Below are 21670 nucleotides of genomic sequence, written 5' to 3'. Positions count from 1 at the left end.
CCTATTCGGCGGCGGACTCCAGCGCCCCGGCGAACAGGTTGCCGATCGCCTCGAGCCGGTCGGCCATCGCCTCCGGGTCGAGCGGGTCCTCACCCGAGGCGAGCCAGTCGCTCATGAGCGCCGCGCCGCCGCCGGAGACGAACACCGCCAGGTCCTCGGCCATGCGCGGCGGCACCGAATCGCCGAACCGCACCCGGAGCGCGTCCCGGCGCAGCGGCGCGAGCAGGCCGCTCACCACCTGATTCATCGCGAACGCGCTCGCCGTGGCGAACATCGCCCGGTAGAAGCAGCGGTGCGCGGCGAAGTGGCGGGCTACCGCGAGGGCCCGGCCGCGCCCAGCCGCCGCCCCCGGATCGTCCTCCCACGGCTCGGTGAGCTCGCGGCGGGCCAGGTCGAGCGCCGCCTCCAAGAGCAGGGTGTCGCGGTCGCCGTAGTGGAGGTAGACGAGCTGGCGGCTCACTCCGGCGGCATCGGCGATGTCGGAGACCGGCACGTTCGCGGTGCCGCGCGCGCTGACAAGGGCAGTCGCGGCGCCCAGGAGGGCGGCGCGGGTTCGTCGCACCCGGCGGTCTTTGGCGGGTGCGGGAGTCGGGAGGCTCACCCGACGAGGTTAGACACGTGTCGATCCTTCGACAAGTCGTTCGACGTACCGATCTGTCGCGCGTCAGGTGAGACCGGTCGCGTCAGGTGAAGCTGATCGCGTCCACGTAGACCCAGTCGCCGCCGATCCGCTCGAAAGCGCTGTCCTCGGTCTGCGAGCCGGGCCCGTCGGCGTCGGTGTAGTCGGCGCGGAAGCGGACGGTGCCCTGGGTGTGCAGCGGGGAGCCGCCGGTGGTCGCGAGGATCTGGAGGCCCGTGAAGCGGCGGCCGTCGTCGGCGAGGTCGAGCCGTTCGGGGCGGGTTCCGGGATGCCAGGTGCGCAGCAGGTAGGCGGCGTCTCGAAGCGCGAACGCGCTGTAGCGCGAGCGCATGAGGGCTTCGGCGGTGGCGGCCTTCGCGGTCCCGGCGTGCAGCGGCCCGCAGCAGTCGGCGTACGCGGCACCGGAGCCGCACGGGCACGGGCGGGGCTGGCGGGAGCGTCGGGGCACCACAGGATTGTGCCGCACCGGCCCGGGGGCCGGTGCGGCGGTGCGGTTGAGGCAGCGCGGTTTAGCAGTCCTCGAGGTACGGGGTGACGACCTCGGCGTACGCGGCCTGACCGGCGGCGTTCGCGTGGAACGACTCGATCGTGCCGGTGTAGCCGAGAATCCACGGGTCCGCCGAGCAGATCTCGTGGCCGGTGAAGGCGTCGCGCACATCGGCGAAGCCGAAACCGTGCTCGCCCGCGACCGAGGCGGTCGTCTCGGCGAGCAGGTCCGCGGTCTCGTTGAGCAGCGCCTGCTCCTCGGGGGTGATCGCGAGCGTGCCCGAGCACGAGACGCCGCCGAACAGGCGCGGGTTGCCCACCACGGTGACGTCCGCGAACGGCGCGAGGTCGCCGACCTGCGTGTACAGGTCATCGAGCTCGGCCGGGAGCGACCCGGTGATGACGGCCTGCGCGTTCGCGACCGCGCCCTGGCACAGCGCCGTGTCGGTCCCGGCGCACGCGCCGAGCACCGACGAGAACCCGGCGTCGTTGCCGCCCACGCCGATCGAGACCTCGCGGGTGCGCCAGGTCAGGTTCGCGAGCTGCTCGGCGACGACGTCCTCGACGCGCGCACCCGAGCAGGCGTCGAACGACAGGCGCGCGCCCATCGCCTCGGCCGCCAGCTGCGGGTAGGCGTTCGCGGACCGGTAGCAGTCGGTGCCGTCGTCGGCGTAGTCGCCGGCGCCCACACCGGACACGTACGAGTCGCCGAGCGCGACGTACCGCGGCGACCAGGTGAACTGGGCCGACGCGGGGGTCGCGAACGACGCGGCGGCGATACCGGCGACCGCGGCCGAGGCGAGAATGCGCGCAATGCGCTTGCTGGAGTGTCGGGACATGGGTCTCCTTCTGGTTGCGGGCCGGGCCAGGGAGGCCCGACCCGTGAGGGTCCCGGCATTGTATGCGCGCCAGTCCAAAATGCCGTGAACGCGAACGGCCCGCGAGACGAATCCCGCGGGCCGTTCAGCTGTCGTGCCTAGTAGTCGAGCAGCGGCAGGACGACGCCGGTGTAGGCGTCCTGGCCCGCGGCCGTCGGGTGGAAGGACTCGAGGGTCCCGGTGTAGCCCAAGATCCACGGGTCGGCCGAGCAGACGCCGTGGCCCTCGAAGGCCGCGCGCGGGTCGGCGAAGTCGAAGCCGTGGTCGGCGGCGACGGCGGCGGTCGTCTCGGCGAGCAGGTCGGCGGCGTCGTTCAGCAGCGCCTGCTCCTCCGGGGTGATCGCGAGCGCGCCCGCGCAGGCGGTCTCGTTGAACAGGCGCGGGTTGCCGACGACGACGATGTCGGCGCTGGCGGCCTTGGTCTCGACCTGGGTGTAGAGGTCGTCGAGCTCGGCCGGGAGGGAGTCGGTGATCACGGTGCGCGCGTTGGTGATCGCGGTCTTGCACAGCGCGGTGTCGGTGCCCGCGCAGGCGGTGAGGACCGAGGAGAACCCGGCGTCGTTGCCGCCCACGCCGATCGTGACGTGCTCGGTGTTGACCGCGTAGAGGTGGCCGAGCTGGTTGGCGACGACGTCCTCGATGCGCGCGCCCGAGCAGGCCTCGAACCAGAGGCGTTCGCCGAGTTCGGCGTTGGCCTGCTTGGCGTAGGCGTTCGCGGAGCGGTAGCAGTCGGTGCCGTCGTCGGCGTAGTCGCCCGCGCCGACGCCGGAGGCGAACGAGTCGCCGAGAGCGACGTACTGCTGGATGGTGACGTCGGCCGAAGCGGAGCCGGCCAGACCGGCGACGCCGAGGCCGGCGGCGGCCGCGACGGCGGCAACGCGGGCGAGGACGCGGCGCGGCTTGCCTTCCTTGAAGGACACAGGGTCTCCTTGTTGTCGACAGGACCGGCGGACGCACCGGGTAGGTGCCGCCCGCCGGAGGACCGCGTCATTATAGGCAGCGAAGTCCATTGTGCCGCAATAGAAACGATGCGTTGACTATGCGTCACGAGGGCCCGTTCCGGCCGGTCGTCTGAAAAACTGTTTCCAGAAATGTAACGACACTCACGAGAAACAGTTTCCTGATTCGGCTAGGATGTCGGCACTACGTCGAAGAGGTGCAGCAGATGAGCAACCGCCCCCGGGCGACCCTGACCGAGGTGGCCGAGCGCGCGGGCGTCTCCAAGGCCACCGCCTCCAAGGTCCTCAACGGCCGCCCCGGCGTCGCCGACGAGACCCGCAGGGCCGTCCGCGAGGCTATCGCGGAGCTGGAGTACGTGCCGACCACCGGTCCGCGCGAATCGCCTGCGCCGCAGACCGTGCACGTCGTGTTCGACACGCTCCTGAACATGTACGCGGTGTACGTCCTCGACGGGATCGTGAGCGGCGGCAGGGAGCTCGGCGTCGAGATCGTCACCAGCTCCCTCGAGGCCGAGACGCCGGGGCACAACGACCCGATCGGCACCGACCGGATCAAGGAGATCGCCGCGCAGGGCGCCGCGGGCCTGGTCCTGGTGACCGCGCAGCTGACGACCGAGGAGATGGACACCTGCGAGCAGCTGGGGCTGCCGCTGGTCGTGATCGACCCGGCCAACCCGCTCGACGAGCGCGTCACGAGCCTCGGGGCCACGAACTGGGCCGGGGGCGTGCAGGCGACCCGGCACCTGCTCGACCTGGGGCACACCAGGATCGGGTTCGCGGGCGGCCCGCCCGGGTCGCTGCCCGCGCGCGAGCGGCTGCACGGCTACCGCGAGGCCCTCGAATCGGCGGGGATCGAGGTCGACCCGGCGCTCACCGGCTCGGGCACGTTCAATGCCGAGACCGGTGCGGCCCTGACGAACCGGATGCTCGACCTGGCTGACCCGCCGACCGCGATCTTCGCCGCGAGCGACAGCATCGCCGTGGGCGTCATCCGCACCGCCCGCAAGCGCGGCCTCGACGTGCCCGGGGACCTCAGCGTCGTGGGCTTCGACGACACGTACAACGCCATGTGGGTCGAGCCGCCGCTCACCACCGTGAAGCAGCCGCTGCGGCAGATGGGCCGCGTCGCCGCCCGCACCGTGCTCGACCTCGCCGCGGGCAAGGTCCCCGACTCCCACCACGTGCAGCTCGCCACGAGCCTGGTGATCCGGGAGTCCACCGCCCCGCCGCGCTAGCCCTCCGGTTCTTCGAGCGCGCGCTCGTAGGCGAGCAGCGTGTCGACGAACTGTCGCCGCTGCGCGCTCGTCAAGGGCGCCAAGGCTTTACGCCATGCGGCGGCGCTCCCGGCGAGCCAGGCTTCGATCTCGCCGCGCTCTGCGTCGGCGATGCTGACGATGCGGCGGCGGCGGTCGGTCTCGTCCTCGCGGCGCTCGAGGACGCCTTTGCGGCTGAGTTCGGCGACCATGAGGCTCACCGTGGTGGGCGCGACTTCGAGGCGGACGGCCAGGTCATTGACCTGGGCGGGGCCGTCGAAGAGCAGGAGCGCGAGCAGCGAGAGGTGGCGCGGGCTCAGTTCGAGCGACCGGACGCGCTCGGGCACGGGCAGGCGCTTGGCCCGGCCGACCATGCGCGGCATGAGCAGCAGGAGCTCCCGGATCGCGTCGTCGGGGCTTGACAAGCGCCCACCTCCAAATTATCTTTGACATCAAATAATATTTGCAAGCAAAGCAAAGAGATTCCAGGTTCATGCTACCCGAGGGCGCCCTCCGCGCTCTGCGCTCGCGCGCCCTCCGAACAGGAGCGACACCATGACCATCCTCGTGACCGGCGTCAGGGGCAACATCGGCTCCCGCCTTACCGCCCGCCTCGCCGCGACCGGGCACCGCGTCCGGGCGACGGCCCGCGACACCACCGGCCTCGACGCCCCTGAGGGCGCCGAGACCGCCGCGCTCGACCTCACCGACCCGGACCCCGCTGCGCTGCAGGGCATCACGACCGCGTTCCTCTACCCGACGTTCGGCGACATCACCGGGTTCCTCAAGGCCGCAACCGAAGCCGGGGTCGGGCACGTGGTCCTGCTCTCCTCCCCCGCCGCGTACGACCCGGTCGAGCACGCGGGCCCGATCGGCGCCGCGCACCAGAAGATCGAGGCGGCCGTGCGCGACTCCGGGCTCGGCTATACGGTGCTCTACCCGTCCTGGCTCGCCACGAACCCGGCCCGCGACTGGGCCGAGCAGATCCGCGCCGGGGAGGTCGCGATCGCCCACCCCGAGTGGCGGGTCAACCCGATCCACCTCGACGACATCGCCGAGGTCGCCGCCGAACTCCTTCTGCACGAGCGGTTCCGGGGCCGCAGCCTCATCCTCACCGGCCCCGAGTCGCTCAGCCAGCGCGAGGTGATCGCCCGGATCGCGGACGCGAACGGCAAGCCGATCAGGGTCCGCGAGCTGACGCGCCAGGAGGCGCTGGAGACCCGCCCGGACTGGTTCCCCGAGGCGATGTTCGCCTCGCTCCTGGACGTGGCCGCCAACTTCGGCGACCGCCCGGCCACGGTCAACAACAACGTCGAACGCGTGACCGGCCACCCGGCGAGACCGTTCGCCGAGTGGCTGCGGGACAACGGCTAACAGCCGGTCACCGGTTGTTCTGCATCTGCTTCATGCCCGCCATGAGGTCGTCGAGGTTCATGGCGGGGGTGAGGTCGATCTTGGCGTGCAGCTCCTCGAACAGCGGCTCGCCGTTCACGACCATCTGCGAGGTGTCCTTCATGTCGAAGAAGATCATCATGGAGCGCATGCCGTCCTGCGGGAAGAAGTAGGCGGCTTCGGGCTTCAGCATGCCGAGGAACTTCTCGAGCATCGGCTGCATCTTGCCCTCCATGATGGCCTTGTTTCCGGCTTCGACCGGGATCTGGACTTTCAAGCAGACTCGCATCTGAATCGTCCCCCTTGTTGCCGCGACGGCCGTGCGCGCGTGAGGCGCCCGTGGAACCGGGCGGCACCTCCATCACACCCCGCCCGGCTCGACGTGTCAGGGCTTCGGGGATTCATGCGGTTGCGGCCCTGACGTGCCGTTTCATGGCTTCTTGAGGAAGAGCCCCAGGGCGACGGCGGCGAGCGGCACGGCGCAGAGCACCGTGAAGACGCCTTCGGGGCCGTGGTGTTCGGCGATGAGGCCGAAGGCGGGGGCGAAGAGGCCGCCGACGCTCATGGCGAGGCCGAGGGTGACCCCGGCGGCGGTGCCGGGGCGGGTCGGCAGGTAGTCCTGGGCGAGTTTGACGAGCACCGCGAAGGGGATGTTGATCGCGATGCCGACGGCGAGGGCGACCGCGACGGCCGCGTACTCGTCGGGCACGACTCTGAGCAGGACCAGCAGCGGGATGATGAGGACGCCGCCGATGCGGGTGGTGCGGACGGCGCCGAAGCGGTCGGCGAGGCGTCCGCCGATGAGGGTGCCCGCGACGCTGCCGAGCATGAAGCCCGCGAGGGCGGTTCCGGCCGCGGCGTGGCTCGCGTGGAGGTGGCGGATCCAGTAGAGCTCGATGAAGGTGATGATCCCGACCCAGAGGATCGAGCGGACCACTTCGATGGCGGTGAGGACCGCGAACGGGCCCCAGCGGTCGGTGCCCGTGCGCGCCTTCGCTGGACCCGCGTTGGTGCGGGTGTGCTTGCGGAGCATGACGAAGGCGATGAGGACGGCGGGCGGGATGAACAGGGCGGTCGCGCCGACGCCCATGGCCATGAGTGCGGGTGTGGCGAGGACGGGGGCGAGGAAGAAGCCGACGGAGCCGCCCGCTGCGAAGATGCTCATGCCCGCGGCGCTGTCGCCCGCGGCTTCGCGGGCGCCTTTGCCTGCGGCCGGGTGGAACATGGCGACGCCGAGGCCGGAGAGGAAGATCAGGGCGAGGACGAGCGGGTAGGGCCCGGCGAGTCCGGCGAGGCCGAGGCCGGTGCCTGCGAGGGCGACGCCTGCGGGCGCGAACCAGTCGAGGCGGCGACGGTCGACGAGGAGGCCGAAGAACGGCTGCGGGATCGACGCGCCGAGCGCGGCGGCGAGGGTGAGGCCGGTGGCGGCGACGTAGCCGTAGCCGCGGTCGAGCACGAAGTAGGGCACGACGGCGGGGACGAGTCCCTGGTAGAGGTCGTCGACGGCGTGGGCGGTGCCCCACAGCCACATGCGCCGCAGCGGGGAAGGTGCGGCGTCCCGGGCCTCTGGCAGGGCGGCGGTCTGGGTCATGTTCGGTACTCCTTGTCCGTATGGCCCAAGGATTCCGACTCGCCGCGGCCTCCGGCTAACGGTATTCTGCCGAGTTATGTCGATTGACGGCCACGTTGAGGAACAGGTTGAGGGGCGCAGCATTCCGAGCGCGCCGATCCGGATGCTGACGCACCTGGAGCGGATCGACCGGCACCGCCATGACGGGCACCAGCTGATCTACCCGAGGCGGGGCGTGCTGCGGGTGTTCACGGCCTCGGGCGTGTGGGTGGTGCCGCCGTCGCAGGGCGTGTGGATTCCGGCGGGCCACGATCATGCGCACCGCGCGTGCGGGGCGACGGAGATGCGCGCGATCCTGTTCGCGACGGACGGCCCGGGGCCGTACATCGGGCACCCGACGGTGCTCGCGTTCACGCCGCTGCTGCGGGAGGCGGTCACGTGCCTGACCGACGACGCCGCGCTTGAGGCGGGCACGCGGGGGCACCTGGAGCGGGTCGTCCTCGATCTGCTGCGCGGTGTCGAAGCGCCGCAGCGGTTCCTGCCCGCGCTGCCCGATCCGCGCCTGCGCGAGGTGGTGGCGCTGCTGGAAGCGAATCCGGCCGACCGGCGGACGCTGGCGCAGCTCGGGGCGGCGGTGGGCGCGTCCGAGCGGACGCTGAGCCGGTTGTTCAGGGAGCAGGCGGGGATGACCTTCGCGCAGTGGCGGGGCCAGTTCCGGCTGCACCACGCGCTGGTGCTGCTCGCGGAGGGGCACCAGGTCACGCGTATCGCGGGGGCGTGCGGGTATGCGAGCCCGAGCGCGTTCATCGGGGCGTTCCGGGAGGCGTTCGGGTGCACGCCCGGGGAGTACCTGCGGCGCGAGCCGGATCTTCGCCTGTAGGCGGCCATTGCGATGTAAGCGTTCGCACGCTATCCTGAACGCACTCCATTATATCGATTCAATTCAATGTTTCGATGTTGCTCGAAGCGGTCGCGCGCCCCCGGCACGGCGCTCTGCCCGCGTGCCTTCCCCTTGTGCCGCAGCGCGCCCCCGCACGGCGTCCAGCGCCGGGGCCCGGGTGCCCACTCCATCAGATTGGGAGCGAACATGAACGAGCCAACCCCGCGGCGCAGGCGCCTGCGGGCACCCGCGGCGGCCGCGATCGGACTGGTCGCGGCGGCCGCGACGCTGACCGCGATGACGCACGCGAACGCCGCCACCGTCCGCTACGAGGCCGAGACCGCCCCGGCCGTCTGCGACGGCCTCATCGAGTCGAACCACACCGGGTACTCCGGCAGCGGCTTCTGCAACTCCAGCAACGCGGCCGGAGCCGCCGCCCAGTTCACCGTCAGCGCCGCGAGCGCCGGGACGGCCACCGTGGCGATCCGGTACGCCCACGGCGCCACCGACTCCCGCCCGGCGAACATCGTCGTCAACGGTGCCACAGTGGAGCCCGCCAGCGCGTTCGCCGCGACCGGGGCGTGGACCAGCTGGTCGACCAAGACCGTCACGGTCCCGCTCAACGCCGGGAGCAACACCGTCCGGCTCGAGGCCTCCACGGCCGCGGGGCTGGCGAACATCGACTACATCGAGGTCACCGACGGGGCCGTGGCGCAGACCGGGGCGATCATGGAGGACCTGGGGCGCGGCGTCACCGTCGTCCCGGCCAGCGGCGGGAACCTGGTGAGCTGGCGGCTCCTGGGCACCGACGCCTCGAGCACGGCGTTCAACGTGTACCGCAACGGGACCCTGCTCAACAGCAGTCCGATCACGGGCGCCACCAACTACCTCGACACGGGCGGCAGCGGCACGTACACCGTTGCGGCGGTGAACAGCGGGACGGTCGGGTCCCAGTCGGGCGCGGAAGCGGTGTTCAATGCGAGCGGGTACAAGGACATCCCGATCCAGGCACCGGCGGGCGGGACGACGCCGTCGGGCGAGGCGTACACGTACAACGCGAACGACATGAGCGTGGGCGACCTCGACGGGGACGGCCAGTACGAGTACCTCGTGAAGTGGGACCCGAGCAACGCGAAGGACAACTCGCAGTCCGGTTACACCGGGAACGTCTACATCGACGCGTACGAGCTCACCGGCCAGCGCCTGTGGCGGATCGACTTGGGCCGCAACATCAGGGCCGGGGCGCACTACACGCAGTTCCAGGTGTACGACTACGACTCCGACGGCGACGCGGAGATCGCGATGAAGACCTCGGACGCGACGGTCTCGGGCACCGGGCAGGTGATCGGCTCCGCGAGCGCGGACTACCGCAACTCCAGCGGGTACATCCTCACCGGCAACGAGTACCTGACGATCTTCAACGGCGCCAACGGCGCGGTCCTGGACACGATCAACTACCAGCCCGCGCGCGGGACGGTGTCGAGCTGGGGCGACAGCTACGGCAACCGGGTGGACCGGTTCCTGGCCGGTACGGCCTATCTGGACGGTCAGCATCCGAGCATGGTCTTCTCGCGCGGGTACTACACGCGCAGCGTGATCTGGGCGGTGGACTTCAACGGCACAGACCTGGTGTCGCGGTGGGTGTTCGACTCCAACAGCGCCGGGTCCCAGTACACGGGCCAAGGCGCGCACAGCCTCTCGATCGCGGACCTGAACGGCGACGGGAACCAGGACGTGGTGTTCGGCGCGATGGCGGTGGGCTCGAACGGGCAGGCGCTGTACACGACCGGGTTCGGGCACGGCGATGCGCTGCACGTGAGCGACCATGTGCCGAGCCGGGCGGGCCAGGAGGTGTTCATGCCGCATGAGAGCACGAGCCAGCCGTCGTCCAGCCTCAACGGCTCGAACGGCGCGATCCTGTTCCAGACCCCGGCGTGCTGCGACAACGGCCGCGGCGTGGCGGCGAACGTCCTGGGTTCCAATGCGGGGTCGGAGTACTGGTCGAGTGCGGTGAGCGGTCTCTTGAACGCTTCGGGCGCGAACATCGGCGCGAAACCGGCGTCGATCAACTTCGTGTCGTGGTGGGACGGCGACGGCGAGCGGGAGCTGCTGGACGGTACGGCGATCACGAACTACCCGTCGGGGACGCTCCTGTCGGGCTCGGGTGTCGCGTCGAACAACGGCACGAAGGCGACGCCGGGCCTGTCGGCGGACCTGTTCGGGGACTGGCGTGAGGAGGTGGTGTGGCGGACCAGCGACAATACCGCGCTGCGGATCTACGCCACGTCCTCCACGACTGCCTTGCGTATCGCGACGCTCATGCACGACCCGCAGTACCGGGTGGCGGTGGCGTGGCAGAACACGGCGTACAACCAGCCGCCGCACCCGAGTTTCTACATCGGCAGCGACGTGACCAGCTATCCGTTCCCGTCGATCCGGACGCCTTAGCGCTCCTGTGCGAACCGGGGCCCGCGACCGTCGTCGCGGGCCCCGGCCCTTCTCGCGGAAAGGTCAGTCTCCGGGATCGAACTCGACGAGCTCGATGCGTTCGTCGCTGCCTTTCACGCCGGTTTCGAGGACCATGCCGATGCCCGGGGCGTAGAACTTGTGCTCGATGACCGTGGTGTCGAGCGGGTTGACGTCTTCGGTGCGCAGGCACCCGTCGTAGGACCCGAAGGCGACGTCGATGTGTTCATCGAGGGCGACGACCTCGCCGGTGTCGACGGCGTGGCCCTCGTAGTACTCCTGGTAGTAGTAGTCGCCGACCTGCGGGTCGGCTTCCATGGCGATGCCGGGCACGGCCCCGTCGACGCCGGCCTCCCAGGAGCCTTCGGTGCTGGTGGTGACGCCGTCGGTGATCTCCTTGGAGTCCTCGCCGAAGTACCAGACGTTGCCGTCGGCGTCCTGGGCGTACCAGTCGTAGGTGTCCTCGATGACCGAGCCGTTCTCGCTGACGGTGTCGTGGACGACGACGGTGGTCACGCCCATGACCTCGCGGGTCTCGTCGGTGACCTCGACGACGATGCGCTCGGCGCCGCCTTCGTAGGTGTAGACGGCGCCCGGCGTCCATGGCATGAACGGGTTGTCGATGGCGGTGGTGAAGGAGGCGGGGTCCGGCATGTCGGCGAGGGAGGGAGTCGCTTCGGGTGCGGGGTCGTCGCCGCAGGCGGCGAGACCGGCTGCGACGAGCAGGAGAGCGGCGGGTATCCGCGTCAGGCGCATGGCTCCTCCGGGCCGGTGGGGGCCCTTCATTTCAAGCCTACGCCCGCAGCGGTACCCGCGTACCTGAAGCTTCCTCACGCATCGATGATTTCGCGCGGCCCGTGTCGTCTCAACGCGAAAGGACCATTCCACACCCGGGAGCGACACCGCATGAACGACTTCAAGCCCGTCACCGACCAGGTCGCGGGCCTGCTCGAGGGCGTCTCCGACGCGCAGCTGCACGGCCCCACACCGTGCAGGCACTACACGCAGGCGCAGCTGCTCAACCACCTGCTCGGCCTGTGCCTGGCGTTCACCGCCGCCGCGCGGGGCGAGACCGGCCCGCACAACGAGGCGCCGCCGGCCGAACCCGCTTCGACACTCGAACCCGGATGGAGGAGCGAACTCGCTGAACGCCTCCAGATCCTCGCCGACGCCTGGGCCGAGGACACCGCTTGGGAAGGCGACGCGCTAGCGGGCGGCGTGACGCTCCCCGCCTCGATCATGGGCCTCGTAGCCCTCAACGAGGTCGCCGTGCACGGCTGGGACCTGGCCCGAGCGACCGGCCAGCCCTACGAGCTCGACCCCGCCGTCATCGAGACGCTCACGGCGTTCACCGCGCAGGACGCCGACGACCAGGCCGCCCGCGAAGGCATCTACGGCCCGGCCCTCCACCTCCCGGCCGGCGCCGACCCGCTCGACCGCATGATCGGCCTCACCGGCCGCGACCCCGCCTGGCGCCCATAGCGAACGGGGCGGGCCGAGCGGCCCGCCCCGTTCAATGGTGTTGGGAGGTTATGAAGGTGTGGCGCCGGTGATGGTGAGTTCGTACGGGAACGGGTCGCCGACGCCGGTCTCCCACATCGTGTAGTTGCGGTGCTGCGACGGGGTGGCGGCGACGACGAGCATCATGTGGGTCTCCCCGCTCTGCAGCGAGAAGTTCGCGGTCTGGCCCGGTGAGTACAAGGGGCTGTAGCGGACCGAGAAGTCGGCCTTGACGGCGACGAGGCGGAAGCGCCAGTCCGCTCCGGCGAGGCTGGAGGCCCCGGTGAGCTGGACGCCGACGCTGCTCGCGGTCGGGTTGAGGCGGATCGTGTTGTGGCCGTACTGGTGCGGCGCGTCGGTAGAGGCGATCCGGTACCGGTTGGACCCGAGGCTGGTGAGCGGGTCGGTGTGGAGGGGGCGGTACGCGCCGCCGCCGCGCCACAGGTCGGTGCGCATCGCGGCGCCCTGGTCGAAGTCGTAGACGACCTGGCGGGAGGTCATCTCGCCGATGAGGGTGGCGAACTCCTGGTGGTCGAGCTGGAGGACGCGTTTGATGGTGTCGATGGGGTGCTCGCCCTGGCGCGCTTCGAACCAGAGCCGGTCGACGGCTTCAGCGCCGTACAGCTCGGCGATGGTGTCGAACATGAGCCAGTCGCCGTAGTAGGTCTCCTGGGCGAGCCAGCGGAAGTGCTGCCGTTCGAGGTAGTAGCCGGAGCCGAGGACGACCTCGGGGCGCTTCATGCGCGCCATGTAGTTGGCGTGCGCCTCCCACACCGGCCCGGCGATCGGGTTGCCCGCGCCCCAGCCGCCGCCGTTGCCCATGTCGATGTTGATGTCGACGGCGTAGGACTGGAGGATGTGGTTGAACTCGTGCGACTCGACCCAGTTGTCCCAGATCTTGTCGTAGGGCAGGCAGATGTGGCCGACGCCGATCTCGTCCGGCCCGGCCCAGTTCGCGGGCGGCAGGAACCCGTTCGACCAGGTGCCGCACAGGTAGACGTTGATGCGGTACTGGGAGCCGGTGTCGTGGTCGGCGGGGTCGACGAAGCCGACCTGGTCGACGTAGTAGTCGTAGATCTCCTCCATGTGGTCGGCGACCCACTGCGGGTAGTTGCTGTAGCCGTGCTGCTGGCCCCACGTGACGGCGTTGACCGCGTCGCCCCAGCGGACGGTGAAGTTCTCCGACTCGACGAAGTTGGACGTGGAGGCCCCGGCCTCGATGAGGAACGCGGGGGTGCGGGTCTGCTTCTGCTGCTGGGGCTGCCCGGTGGGTTCGCTGCTGGTGGGCGCGTTGGTGGGGGTGTTCGTCGGGGTGCTGGAGCCGCCGCAGGCCTGGCCGTTGACCTTGAAGTTCGTGGGCGTCGTCCCGGTGCCGGTGACGGTCATGCCGAAGAGCTCTTTGGTCTGCCCGGCGGCGATCTGGGCGTTCCAGCCGACGTCGTCGCCGGTGAAGTGGGTCCCGGACTGGGTGTAGTCCACGTTCCAGGCGTTCTGGACGCTTGATCCGGTCGGCAGGTCGAACTCGACCTTCCAGCCGTTGATCGATTCAGAACCGGCCTTGATGGACACTGCGGCATTGTGGCCGGTGCCCCATTGGGAGGTGATCGAGTACTGGACGGCGTCGCAGGCGGCGGCAGATGCCGGAGCTGCCGCCACTACTGCGACGGTCGCAGCCACGACCGCCCCCACCGCCAGTCCGACGGCGCCGAGCCGCCGTTTCCGGGTTCGAGTGACTTCCACGGGTCGCACTCCTTCGCTCGGGCGCTGCATTGCGCCCGCGACCGGTGCGGCGGCGGCCCGGGCGCAGCCGTTGCCGGACCCGCGGCGCCCGCCGCAATTAATATTTACGGACGTAAATATTAGATCGCGGTGCCAGCCAGCGGGGCAAGCGGTTGGCGTTTCCGAAACTCCCCGCGCTCCACGCAGGACTCGGCCCGGCGCCGGGCAGATTGAAGCCCCGGCGCACTCAGCTCGCCGGGGCCTGTAGAAGGTCGGTTAATCGGTACCGCTGGGGCCGCGACGACGGCCGAAGAGGTAGGCGCCCAGGCCGGCTGCCGTGAGCGCGCCCGCTGCGAGCAGCAGGCCGGTGAGTTCCTCGCCGGTCTTCGGCAGCTGTGCCGGAGGCTCGGACTCCTCTTCCTCGGGAGCGGGTGCCTGCTCCTCCTCTTCCTGCATCGGAGCTTCCTCCTCAGCGGGGGGCTCCTGCGCGGCCGGGGGCTCCTCGGCAGGCGGCTCCTCGGCGGGAGGTTCTTCAGCAGGCGGTTCTTCCGGCGGAGGCTCCTCAGGCGGAGGCTCTTCCGGAGGCGGTTCTTCAGGCGGAGGCTCCTCGGGCGGCGGTTCCTCTGGCGGAGGCTCTTCCGGAGGCGGTTCCTCCGGCGGAGGCTCCTCAGGCGGAGGCGTCCCGGGGCAGGCGTGCGTCAGGTTGAACGAATCGGCGCCGCCCTCCACCGTGTTGATCGACGCGGACGCGCCGATGAGCGTCCAGCCCGCCTCGGTGACGACGTAGGCCTTGTTGTCACCCGAACCCTCGACGAGCGTGCCGCCGAGCGTCTGCTCGCCGCCCTCGTTGTCCTCGAAGGTCGCCGAGAGCGAGTTGAAGTGGGCGGCGGGATCGCCTTCCGCTGGAAGCACGAACACCCAGCCGTCCTCGAACTCGCCGAGCTCGGGAAGGTTATCGCAGCCGCCGCCGAAGTCCTCGGCGGTGGTTGGGATGTTCCCTGGATTGATGTCTACATCGACGTCCACGCCGTGCGAGGCGCTGGCGGTCATCGGAATTGCGATAAGGAATGCGGAGGCGCCGGCGAACACCGTGCCCCGCAGGAATGACTTGAGAGACATGGTCGCCTCCCGGTGGATGTGCCGGTCGTGGGCACGCGAAAGCGAATGGGCGCAGTAACTTCCGGCGGCGCCGGATCGCGGGCACGGCGCCGTGCGCAGAACGGGCGCGCTGCGCGGCCGATTGCCGCGGGTGCTCACCCGTGGGGGTCTCAACCGGAGGATGCGCGGCCGGGACCGATGGTCAGGCGTAAGAACTCATCGAAGACGATCAACTCGTTAGGCAAGGATCGAATGGTTCCGTTTTAGGATAAACATGGTTTCCACCACGTCGATATCCCCCGAACAGTTATTCGGACCTGACCGAAAGTACTAGTGCTGCAAAGTTACCGGTGGGTCAGACGATGCGGTCGGGCCGGCTGTAGAGGTTCATCGTGTCCTCGCGGACGAAGCCCGCGAGCGTCAGCCCGGACTCCTCGGCGAGCTCTGCGGCGAGCGACGACGGGGCCGAAACCGCTGCGAGGACGGGGATTCCGGCCATGACCGCCTTCTGGACGAGTTCGAAGGAGGCCCGGCCGGAGACGGCCAGGACCTTGCCGCGCAACGGGACCTGCCCCTCGCGGAGGGCCTGCCCGAGGACCTTGTCGACCGCGTTGTGCCGGCCCACGTCCTCTTTCGCGGTGAGGAGCGTCCCGTCGGCGGTGAAGAGCCCGGCGGCGTGGAGACCGCCGGTGCGGTCGAAGATCTTCTGCGCCTTGCGCAGCTGTGCGGGCAGCGACGCGAGCGTGTCGGCACTGACTGCGGTGTCGTCCTCGGCGACGCTCCACGCGGCCTTCGTGCGGACGTCCTCGAGGCTGTCCTTGCCGCACACCCCGCACGCCGAGGTCACCGTCGTGTTCCGCTTCGCCGACTTCGGCGGGGCCGCCACGTCGGCGGCGAGGACGATGTCGAGGAGGTTGTAGGTCTGCTCGCCGTCCGCGTCGACGCCGGCGCAGTAGCGCATGCTCACGATGTCGCGGGGCCGGGTGATGACGCCCTCGGCGAGCAGGAACCCGGCCGCGAGGTCGAAGTCGTCCCCGGGAGTGCGCATGGTGACCTGCAGCGATTCGCCTCCGACCCGCAGTTCGAGGGGTTCCTCGACGGCGAGGGTGTCGACCCGCACGGAGCGGTGCTCCCCCGCGACGCGAACGGTCTTGCGGCGGACGGTGACGCGACCCATGCGGCTTCAGGTTCCCTTCAGATTCGGCGAGCGCTACTCGTCTTGTATAGCGCGGCCGGGCGTCGCGGCTCCGGTCAGCTCGCCGCTGTCGGGCTCGAAGCGCACCACGATCGACTTCGACGTCGGGGTGTTGCTGAACTCCGCGACCGAGTCGAGCGGCACGAGCACGTTCGTCTCCGGGAAGTACGCGGCGGCGCAGCCGCGCGCCGTCGGGTAGTGGACGACCCGGAAATGCGGCGCGCGCCGGTCCCCGTCCGACCACTCGCTCACCAGGTCGCAGAACGCGCCGTCCACCAGGCCGAGCTCGGCCGCGTCCTCGGGGTGGACCAGCACCACCCGCCGCCCGTCGTGGATGCCCCGGTAGCGGTCGTCGAGGCCGTAGATCGTGGTGTTGAACTGGTCGTGGCTGCGCAGCGTCTGCAGCAGCAGCCGCCCCGGCCCCGCCTCCGGCGACGTCACCGGGTTCACCGTGAAGTTCGCCTTGCCGGTGGCCGTGGGGAACACGCGCCCGTCGCGCGGCGCGTGCGGCAGCGCGAACCCGCCCGGGACGCGGGCGCGCGCGTTGTACTCGTCGAACCCCGGCACGACCCGCTCGATCCGCTCCCGCACCAGGTCGTAGTCCGCCGCGAACTCCTCCCACGGCACCGGGTCGCCCGGCCCGAACACCGCCCGCGCCAGCCCGGCCACGATCGCGACCTCCGAGCGCATCTCCGGGCTCAGCGCCGGGACGCTCCCCCGCGAGGCGTGCACAATCCCCATCGAGTCTTCGACCGTGACGAACTGCTCGCGCCCGCCGGGCGCGTCCACGTCCGTGCGGCCCAGCGCGGGCAGGATGAGCGCCCGCGCGCCCGTCACCACGTGCGACCGGTTGAGCTTCGTCGACACGTGCACCGTCAGGGAGCACCCGCGCATCGCCTCCTCCGTCGCGGCCGTGTCCGGCGTGGCCGCCACGAAGTTGCCGCCCATCGCGAAGAAGACCTTGACGCGGCCCTCGCGCATCGCCCGGATCGTCTCCACCGTGTCCAGGCCGTGGTCGCGCGGCGGCGCGAAATCGAACTCGGTGCCCAGCGCGTCCAGGAACCGGTCGGGCATGCGCTCCCAGATGCCCATCGTCCGGTCGCCCTGCACGTTCGAGTGCCCGCGTACCGGGCACACTCCAGCGCCCGGCCGCCCGATGTTGCCGCGCAGCAGCAGGAACGCGACGACCTCGCGGATCGTCGGCACGGCGTGCCGGTGCTGCGTCAGGCCCATCGCCCAGCACACCACGATCTTGTCGGCGGCCAGGACCATCGCCAGCAGCCGCTCGATCTCCTCCGCCGCCAGGCCCGTCAGCTCGACCGCATCAGCGAGCGCGGCGGCGTCGCCGTCGGGGTCGTCGGCGCCGTGGTGGGCGGCGAATGCGTCGAAGCCGTGGGTGTGGGTGTCGATGAAGTCGCGGTCGACGGCGTCGGGGCGGGTCTGGGCGGCGCGCAGGATCATGCGGTTGAGGATGCTGAAGAGGGCGAGGTCGCCGCCGACTTTGATCTGGAGGAAGAGGTCGGTGAGCTGGGTGCCGCGTCCGGCGAGCCCGCGCGCGGTCTGGGGGTTCTTGAAGCGCTGCATCCCGGCTTCGGGGAGGGGATTGACGTGGGCGATGCGGGCGCCGGCGCGTTTGGCGTGTTCGAGGGCGGTGAGCATGCGCGGGTGGTTGGTGCCGGGGTTCTGTCCGGCGACGATGACGAGGTCGGCTTGGTGGAGGTCGTCGAGGGTGACGCTGCCTTTGCCGATGCCGATGGTCTCGGAGAGGGCGGCGCCTGAGGATTCGTGGCACATGTTGCTGCAGTCGGGGAGGTTGTTGGTGCCGAGTTTGCGGGCCATGAGTTGGTAGAGGAACGCGGCTTCGTTGCTGGTGCGGCCGGAGGTGTAGAACGCGGCGGCGTCGGGGGTGTCGAGGCCGGTGAGTTCGTCGGCGATGAGCCGGTAGGCGTCGTCCCAGGTGATGGGCTGGTAGTGGGTGGCGCCTGCGGGGAGGTAGGCGGGGTGGGTGAGGCGGCCTTGCTGGCCGAGCCAGTAGCCGGTCTTCTCGGCGAGGTCGGTGAGGGGGTGGCGGGTGAAGAATTCGGGGTCGACGCGGCGGCGGGTGCCTTCTTCGGCGACGGCTTTGGCGCCGTTCTCGCAGAATTCGGCGGGGTGGCGGTGGGCGGGTTCGGGCCAGGCGCAGCCGGGGCAGTCGAAGCCGTTGGTCTGGTTGATGTTGCGCAGGAGTGGGAGGCCGCGTTTGGTGCCCGCTTGGGTGTGGACGTGGCGGAGGGAGCCTGCGACGGCGGGGAGGCCGACGGCGTGGTGCTGCGGGGGTCGGACGCGGGGGCTGTCCTGGGCGGGGTCGTGTTCGGGCGCCTTGCTCATCGGGAAAGTGTAGGTCGGGGCCCGGCGGGTTCGGTGGTGAACTCGTCGGTGGCGGGGTGCGGGGTGTGCGTGCAGAGCGGGTGCGGGGCGGGCCGGGTTTCGTGGTGGAGCGGGGTGGTTTCGGGTTGTCGTCCCAGTTCAAGGGGGTATCGGGGCGATTCGGCGGGGGCTGTCTCGGGGTAGTGGTCCGGGTACCCTGTGGAGTGCGGACCGGCGCGGGTCCTCCCTCCTGGCTCCGTGTCGCGGTCCTGTGTGGAAGGCGGTGGCGGTGGCGGAGTCCGGTGGCGCGCATGGTGGTGCGCCGGGTGTGAGCGGCCGTCTGCACGGGCGTCTGCTGCAGGTGCTGGGCGGGGTGTCGGCGGTTGCGGTGGCGGTCGCGCTGTGGCAGTTCGGGGTGTTCGGTGATGATCCTGAGCGTGACGCGGTGAGTGTGGTGGAGGGTCTGGAGTCGCTGTCCATTCCGGAGGGTGCGGGCGAGTCGGCGGCTTCGGTGCATGCGACGAGTGCGGCGGTCGAGTCGCCTTCGGAGTCGTCGGCGGCGCCGTCTTCCGATGCCGCCGTTTCGGAGTCGCCTTCGAGTGCGGGCCCGTCCGAGCCCGTGGAGACGTCGGCGGCGGTCGAGGAGGGCGGGGCGGCGGCGTGTACGGCGAGCCTCACTGTGGAACAGGCGTGGGAGGACTCGGTGGAGGTGAGCGTCGAGGTGGTCAACTCGGGCGGTGTCGCGTTGGCGGCGTGGGAGATCGATCTGGATCTGCGCGACGTGTCGATCTACCACTACTGGAATATGCGGGAGCTCGACCGCGGCTGGTTCGGGAGTGAGGACTGGAACGCCCGTCTCGATCCGGGCGAGGACGCGGTGGCGGGGTTCCAGGCGGAGGTCGACGGCCAGCCGGAGCTGCCCGGTTCGGTGCCGTGCACGGCCCTGTCGTGACGCGGGTTCAGGAGTCGAGGAGGCGTTTCGCCGCTGCGGCGGCGCCGTCGGTGCGGATTCGGGCGGCCGTGGCGGCGGCGCGGGCGCGGACCTCGGGCGTGAGGGCGGTTTCGATTGCGGCCGCTAGGGACCGGGTGGTGAGGGTCGGGCCGGTGTGAGCGGTGCCGATGCCGAGTTCGGTGACGCGGCGGGCCCAGTAGGGCTGGTCGACGATCTGCGGGAGGACGGTCTGGGGCGTGCCCGCGAGCGCGGCGGCCGTGGTGGTGCCCGCGCCGCCGTGGTGGACGACGGCGGCGACGCGTGGGAAGAGCAGTTGCTGGTTGATGTCGCCTGCGGTGATGCAGTCGTCGCGGTCGTCAATGCGGGCGAGATCGGCCCAGCCGCTGGCGAGGATGACGCGGCGGTGCTGCCTGCGGGCGGCGCCGACGGCGATGCGGGCGATGTCGCCTTTGGGGCGCATGGGGATGCTGCCGAATCCGATGTAGACGGGTGGCGGTCCGGCGTCCAGGAACGCTTCGAGCGCGGCGGGGAGCGGGCGCCGGTCCGTGAGGAGCCACGGGCCGGTCTGCACGATGGTGTGGTCGCTGGGGTGCAGGGGGTCGAGGACGGGGTCGGTGGCGAGCCAGGGGTGCGCGGTGTGGACGTGGTCGCGGACGTTCTGGAGGGGCGGCAGTCCGTTCGCGGCCCGGAGCCGGTTGACCGGTTCGCCGTAGAGGAACTGCATGCTGGCGGCGTCGTGGGCCCAGAGCGCCCGGTTGTCGGGGCCTGCCGGGAGGGGCCGCCCGGGCCGTTCGGGCGGCGGGTGGCCGCTTGAGGGCAGGAGCACCGGTTGGAGGCTGACGTGGCGGTAGCGGAGCCCGAGCGCGTCGGCGGCGGTGCGGGCCGCGGCGGCGACGGGGAACATGCCGGTCGCGACGATCGCGTCGCATCCGGTTGCGGCCGTGCTGATCTGGGTGAAGTGTTCGGTGAGGATCGCGTCTGTCTGCGCGGTGAAGTCTCCTGTAGATGGTGGCGCGGTGCCGGTCACGAGGGGCCGCACGGGCTGCCCGGCCGGGACCATCGGGATGTCGGCGGCGGCGAGCAGCCGCGCGAACTCGGGGTCGGGCGGCGCGCACACCACCGCTTCCGCGCCGAGCGCGCGGAGGGCGACGGCGAGTGCGGCGACCGGTTCGACGTCGCCGCGCGAACCGTAGGTCGAGAGCAGCACCCGCATCGCGCCTCCGTTCGAACGGTATCGGCTGAGCCGCCCATTCTGGGGTGCGGATGCAAGCGCAGCGGGTTCAGTAGGTCGCAGTGAGGGTGCGGGCCTCGCCGTCGACGCAGACCGTGCCGCCGTAGGGGATGACGAGCTGCGGGTCGGTGTGTCCGAAGTCGACGCCGAGCACGGCGGGAGTCGCGGGCGCGTACTCGTCGAGGGCGCGCAGGACCGCTTCGCGCTGCTCGGCGCGGAACCGGTCCGCGTCGGCCTCGTCGAGCCTGCGGTCCATACTGGAGGATTTGGGCCGCCCCATGAGGAACGCCGCGCACCGCTGCAGCAGGCCGCGCTCGCCGATCGACCGCAGGACGCGGTACACGTCCGTGGCGCTCGGCATCTCCTCCGAGGTCTCCAAGCACAGCACCGCACCGTCGAACCGGTCCGGGTCCGGGACGCAGCGGTCGGCCATGAGCAGCCACGACACGATCTCCAGGTTCCCGCCCCAGGTCGGGCCCTCGACCGCCGGGCCGGGGTTGCGCCATTCCCAGGGCGCGGCCGCGCGCATCGCGGGCGGGTGCGCGAACGTGGCCGGGTCGGCCCAGTCCCCCGAGGTCTCGCCGAACTCCGCCGGCTCGGTGAGCACGAAGGGCCCTGAGGTGAACAGCGCGGCCCGCAGGGACGCCTCGGTCGCCGGGTGCATCGCGCCGGGCCGGCCGAACGCGGTCATGACCGTCCCGCCGTGGAAGCCGACGATTCCGGTCTCGGCGAGGTACGCGAGCAGGTTCGTACAGTCGCTGAACCCGAAGAACGGCTTGGGGTTCGCCGCGATCAGGTCGCGGTCGAGATACGGGAGCACCGTGATCTGGTCGTCCCCGCCGATGCTGGCGATCACCGCTTTCACCGACGGGTCGGCGAACGCCGCGTGCAGGTCGGCGGCGCGGTCGGCCGGGCTCGCACCCATCCGCCGCGTCGCCGGGTACTCGACCGGCACGAGCCCGAACGACTCGGTCAGGCGGCGCAGGCCCAGCTCGTACGGCAGGGGCAGCACCGCGGGCAGGCCCGAAGACGGCGAGACGATCGCGACCCGGTCGCCCGGAACAGGTTTCGGCGGGTAGAGCACTCGCACAGGCTACCGGCGGCA

20 protein-coding genes are annotated in these 21670 nt (G+C 70.8%); 6 read left to right on the top strand and 14 right to left on the bottom strand.

Annotated features, from left to right (window positions below):
- Position 1: 1 nt before the first annotated feature.
- The 4 genes from ACZ60M_RS15170 to ACZ60M_RS15155 form a co-directional block, all read right to left on the bottom strand.
- Complete coding sequence (locus ACZ60M_RS15170; protein WP_465418424.1) at positions 2 to 562, bottom strand: TetR/AcrR family transcriptional regulator; 561 nt, start codon at positions 560 to 562, stop codon at positions 2 to 4.
- Positions 563 to 683: 121 nt separating this feature from the next.
- Positions 684 to 1088 carry a YchJ family protein gene (locus ACZ60M_RS15165; protein ID WP_465418422.1) on the bottom strand — a complete coding sequence of 135 codons (405 nt, stop codon included), beginning with the start codon at positions 1086 to 1088 and terminating at the stop codon, positions 684 to 686.
- A gap of 61 nt (positions 1089 to 1149) precedes the next feature.
- Entirely contained in the window at positions 1150 to 1965 is an 816-nt protein-coding gene (locus tag ACZ60M_RS15160) for an SGNH/GDSL hydrolase family protein (RefSeq protein ID WP_465418420.1), read from the bottom strand.
- Positions 1966 to 2102: 137 nt separating this feature from the next.
- A complete protein-coding gene (locus ACZ60M_RS15155; RefSeq protein ID WP_465418418.1) occupies positions 2103 to 2924 on the bottom strand; it encodes an SGNH/GDSL hydrolase family protein in 822 nt (273 codons plus the stop codon).
- A gap of 245 nt (positions 2925 to 3169) precedes the next feature.
- Between ACZ60M_RS15155 and ACZ60M_RS15150 the strand changes: the two genes are divergently transcribed.
- Entirely contained in the window at positions 3170 to 4198 is a 1029-nt protein-coding gene (locus tag ACZ60M_RS15150) for a LacI family DNA-binding transcriptional regulator (RefSeq protein ID WP_465418416.1), read from the top strand.
- On the opposite strand, the gene ACZ60M_RS15145 is transcribed toward ACZ60M_RS15150, so the two are convergent.
- Complete coding sequence (locus ACZ60M_RS15145; protein WP_465418492.1) at positions 4195 to 4599, bottom strand: MarR family transcriptional regulator; 405 nt, start codon at positions 4597 to 4599, stop codon at positions 4195 to 4197. The two genes, ACZ60M_RS15150 and ACZ60M_RS15145, sit on opposite strands and share 4 nt — an antisense overlap.
- A gap of 172 nt (positions 4600 to 4771) precedes the next feature.
- Here ACZ60M_RS15145 and ACZ60M_RS15140 point away from each other — a divergent pair, with 172 nt between their 5' ends.
- Positions 4772 to 5590: an NAD(P)H-binding protein gene (locus tag ACZ60M_RS15140; RefSeq protein ID WP_465418414.1), complete on the top strand. Its 819-nt coding sequence runs from the start codon at positions 4772 to 4774 to the stop codon at positions 5588 to 5590.
- Between the two features lie 7 nt (positions 5591 to 5597).
- On the opposite strand, the gene ACZ60M_RS15135 is transcribed toward ACZ60M_RS15140, so the two are convergent.
- Positions 5598 to 5897, bottom strand: coding sequence for a hypothetical protein (locus ACZ60M_RS15135; RefSeq protein WP_465418413.1), 300 nt, complete (start codon positions 5895 to 5897; stop codon positions 5598 to 5600).
- A gap of 141 nt (positions 5898 to 6038) precedes the next feature.
- On the bottom strand, positions 6039 to 7199 hold the full coding sequence (locus ACZ60M_RS15130) for an MFS transporter (RefSeq protein ID WP_465418411.1): 1161 nt from the start codon (positions 7197 to 7199) through the stop codon (positions 6039 to 6041).
- A gap of 76 nt (positions 7200 to 7275) precedes the next feature.
- On the opposite strand from ACZ60M_RS15130, the gene ACZ60M_RS15125 reads away from it, so the two are divergent.
- Together ACZ60M_RS15125 and ACZ60M_RS15120 are read left to right on the top strand one after the other, a co-directional pair.
- Positions 7276 to 8058, top strand: a complete 783-nt coding sequence (locus ACZ60M_RS15125; protein WP_465418410.1) for an AraC family transcriptional regulator — start codon at positions 7276 to 7278, stop codon at positions 8056 to 8058.
- 207 nt (positions 8059 to 8265) lie between these two features.
- Positions 8266 to 10506 (top strand): rhamnogalacturonan lyase family protein, encoded by a 2241-nt coding sequence (locus tag ACZ60M_RS15120; RefSeq protein WP_465418409.1) that lies wholly within the window; start codon positions 8266 to 8268, stop codon positions 10504 to 10506.
- Between the two features lie 63 nt (positions 10507 to 10569).
- Here ACZ60M_RS15120 and ACZ60M_RS15115 read toward each other — a convergent pair whose 3' ends face one another.
- Positions 10570 to 11280 (bottom strand): hypothetical protein, encoded by a 711-nt coding sequence (locus ACZ60M_RS15115; RefSeq protein ID WP_465418408.1) that lies wholly within the window; start codon positions 11278 to 11280, stop codon positions 10570 to 10572.
- Positions 11281 to 11430: 150 nt separating this feature from the next.
- Between ACZ60M_RS15115 and ACZ60M_RS15110 the strand changes: the two genes are divergently transcribed.
- Entirely contained in the window at positions 11431 to 12006 is a 576-nt protein-coding gene (locus tag ACZ60M_RS15110) for a TIGR03086 family metal-binding protein (RefSeq protein WP_465418407.1), read from the top strand.
- A gap of 48 nt (positions 12007 to 12054) precedes the next feature.
- On the opposite strand, the gene ACZ60M_RS15105 is transcribed toward ACZ60M_RS15110, so the two are convergent.
- The 4 genes from ACZ60M_RS15105 to ACZ60M_RS15090 form a co-directional block, all read right to left on the bottom strand.
- Complete coding sequence (locus ACZ60M_RS15105; protein WP_465418406.1) at positions 12055 to 13764, bottom strand: DUF6055 domain-containing protein; 1710 nt, start codon at positions 13762 to 13764, stop codon at positions 12055 to 12057.
- A 255-nt stretch (positions 13765 to 14019) separates the two neighbouring features.
- Positions 14020 to 14862 (bottom strand): LPXTG cell wall anchor domain-containing protein, encoded by an 843-nt coding sequence (locus ACZ60M_RS15100; protein ID WP_465418405.1) that lies wholly within the window; start codon positions 14860 to 14862, stop codon positions 14020 to 14022.
- 334 nt (positions 14863 to 15196) lie between these two features.
- Positions 15197 to 16018 carry a formate dehydrogenase accessory sulfurtransferase FdhD gene (gene fdhD, locus ACZ60M_RS15095; RefSeq protein ID WP_465418404.1) on the bottom strand — a complete coding sequence of 274 codons (822 nt, stop codon included), beginning with the start codon at positions 16016 to 16018 and terminating at the stop codon, positions 15197 to 15199.
- A 33-nt stretch (positions 16019 to 16051) separates the two neighbouring features.
- Entirely contained in the window at positions 16052 to 18403 is a 2352-nt protein-coding gene (locus ACZ60M_RS15090) for an FdhF/YdeP family oxidoreductase (RefSeq protein WP_465418403.1), read from the bottom strand.
- Between the two features lie 268 nt (positions 18404 to 18671).
- Here ACZ60M_RS15090 and ACZ60M_RS15085 point away from each other — a divergent pair, with 268 nt between their 5' ends.
- On the top strand, positions 18672 to 19334 hold the full coding sequence (locus ACZ60M_RS15085) for a cellulose binding domain-containing protein (RefSeq protein WP_465418402.1): 663 nt from the start codon (positions 18672 to 18674) through the stop codon (positions 19332 to 19334).
- 7 nt (positions 19335 to 19341) lie between these two features.
- Here the strand turns inward: ACZ60M_RS15085 and ACZ60M_RS15080 are convergent, their stop codons facing one another.
- Both ACZ60M_RS15080 and ACZ60M_RS15075 read right to left on the bottom strand, forming a co-directional pair.
- A complete protein-coding gene (locus ACZ60M_RS15080; RefSeq protein ID WP_465418401.1) occupies positions 19342 to 20547 on the bottom strand; it encodes a glycosyltransferase in 1206 nt (401 codons plus the stop codon).
- A gap of 67 nt (positions 20548 to 20614) precedes the next feature.
- Positions 20615 to 21649: a S66 family peptidase gene (locus tag ACZ60M_RS15075; protein ID WP_465418400.1), complete on the bottom strand. Its 1035-nt coding sequence runs from the start codon at positions 21647 to 21649 to the stop codon at positions 20615 to 20617.
- Between the last annotated feature and the right edge of the window lie 21 nt (positions 21650 to 21670).

It is taken from the genome of Glycomyces sp. NPDC050141, from assembly GCF_055586545.1.
This window is presented reverse-complemented; position numbering and strand designations above follow the sequence as displayed.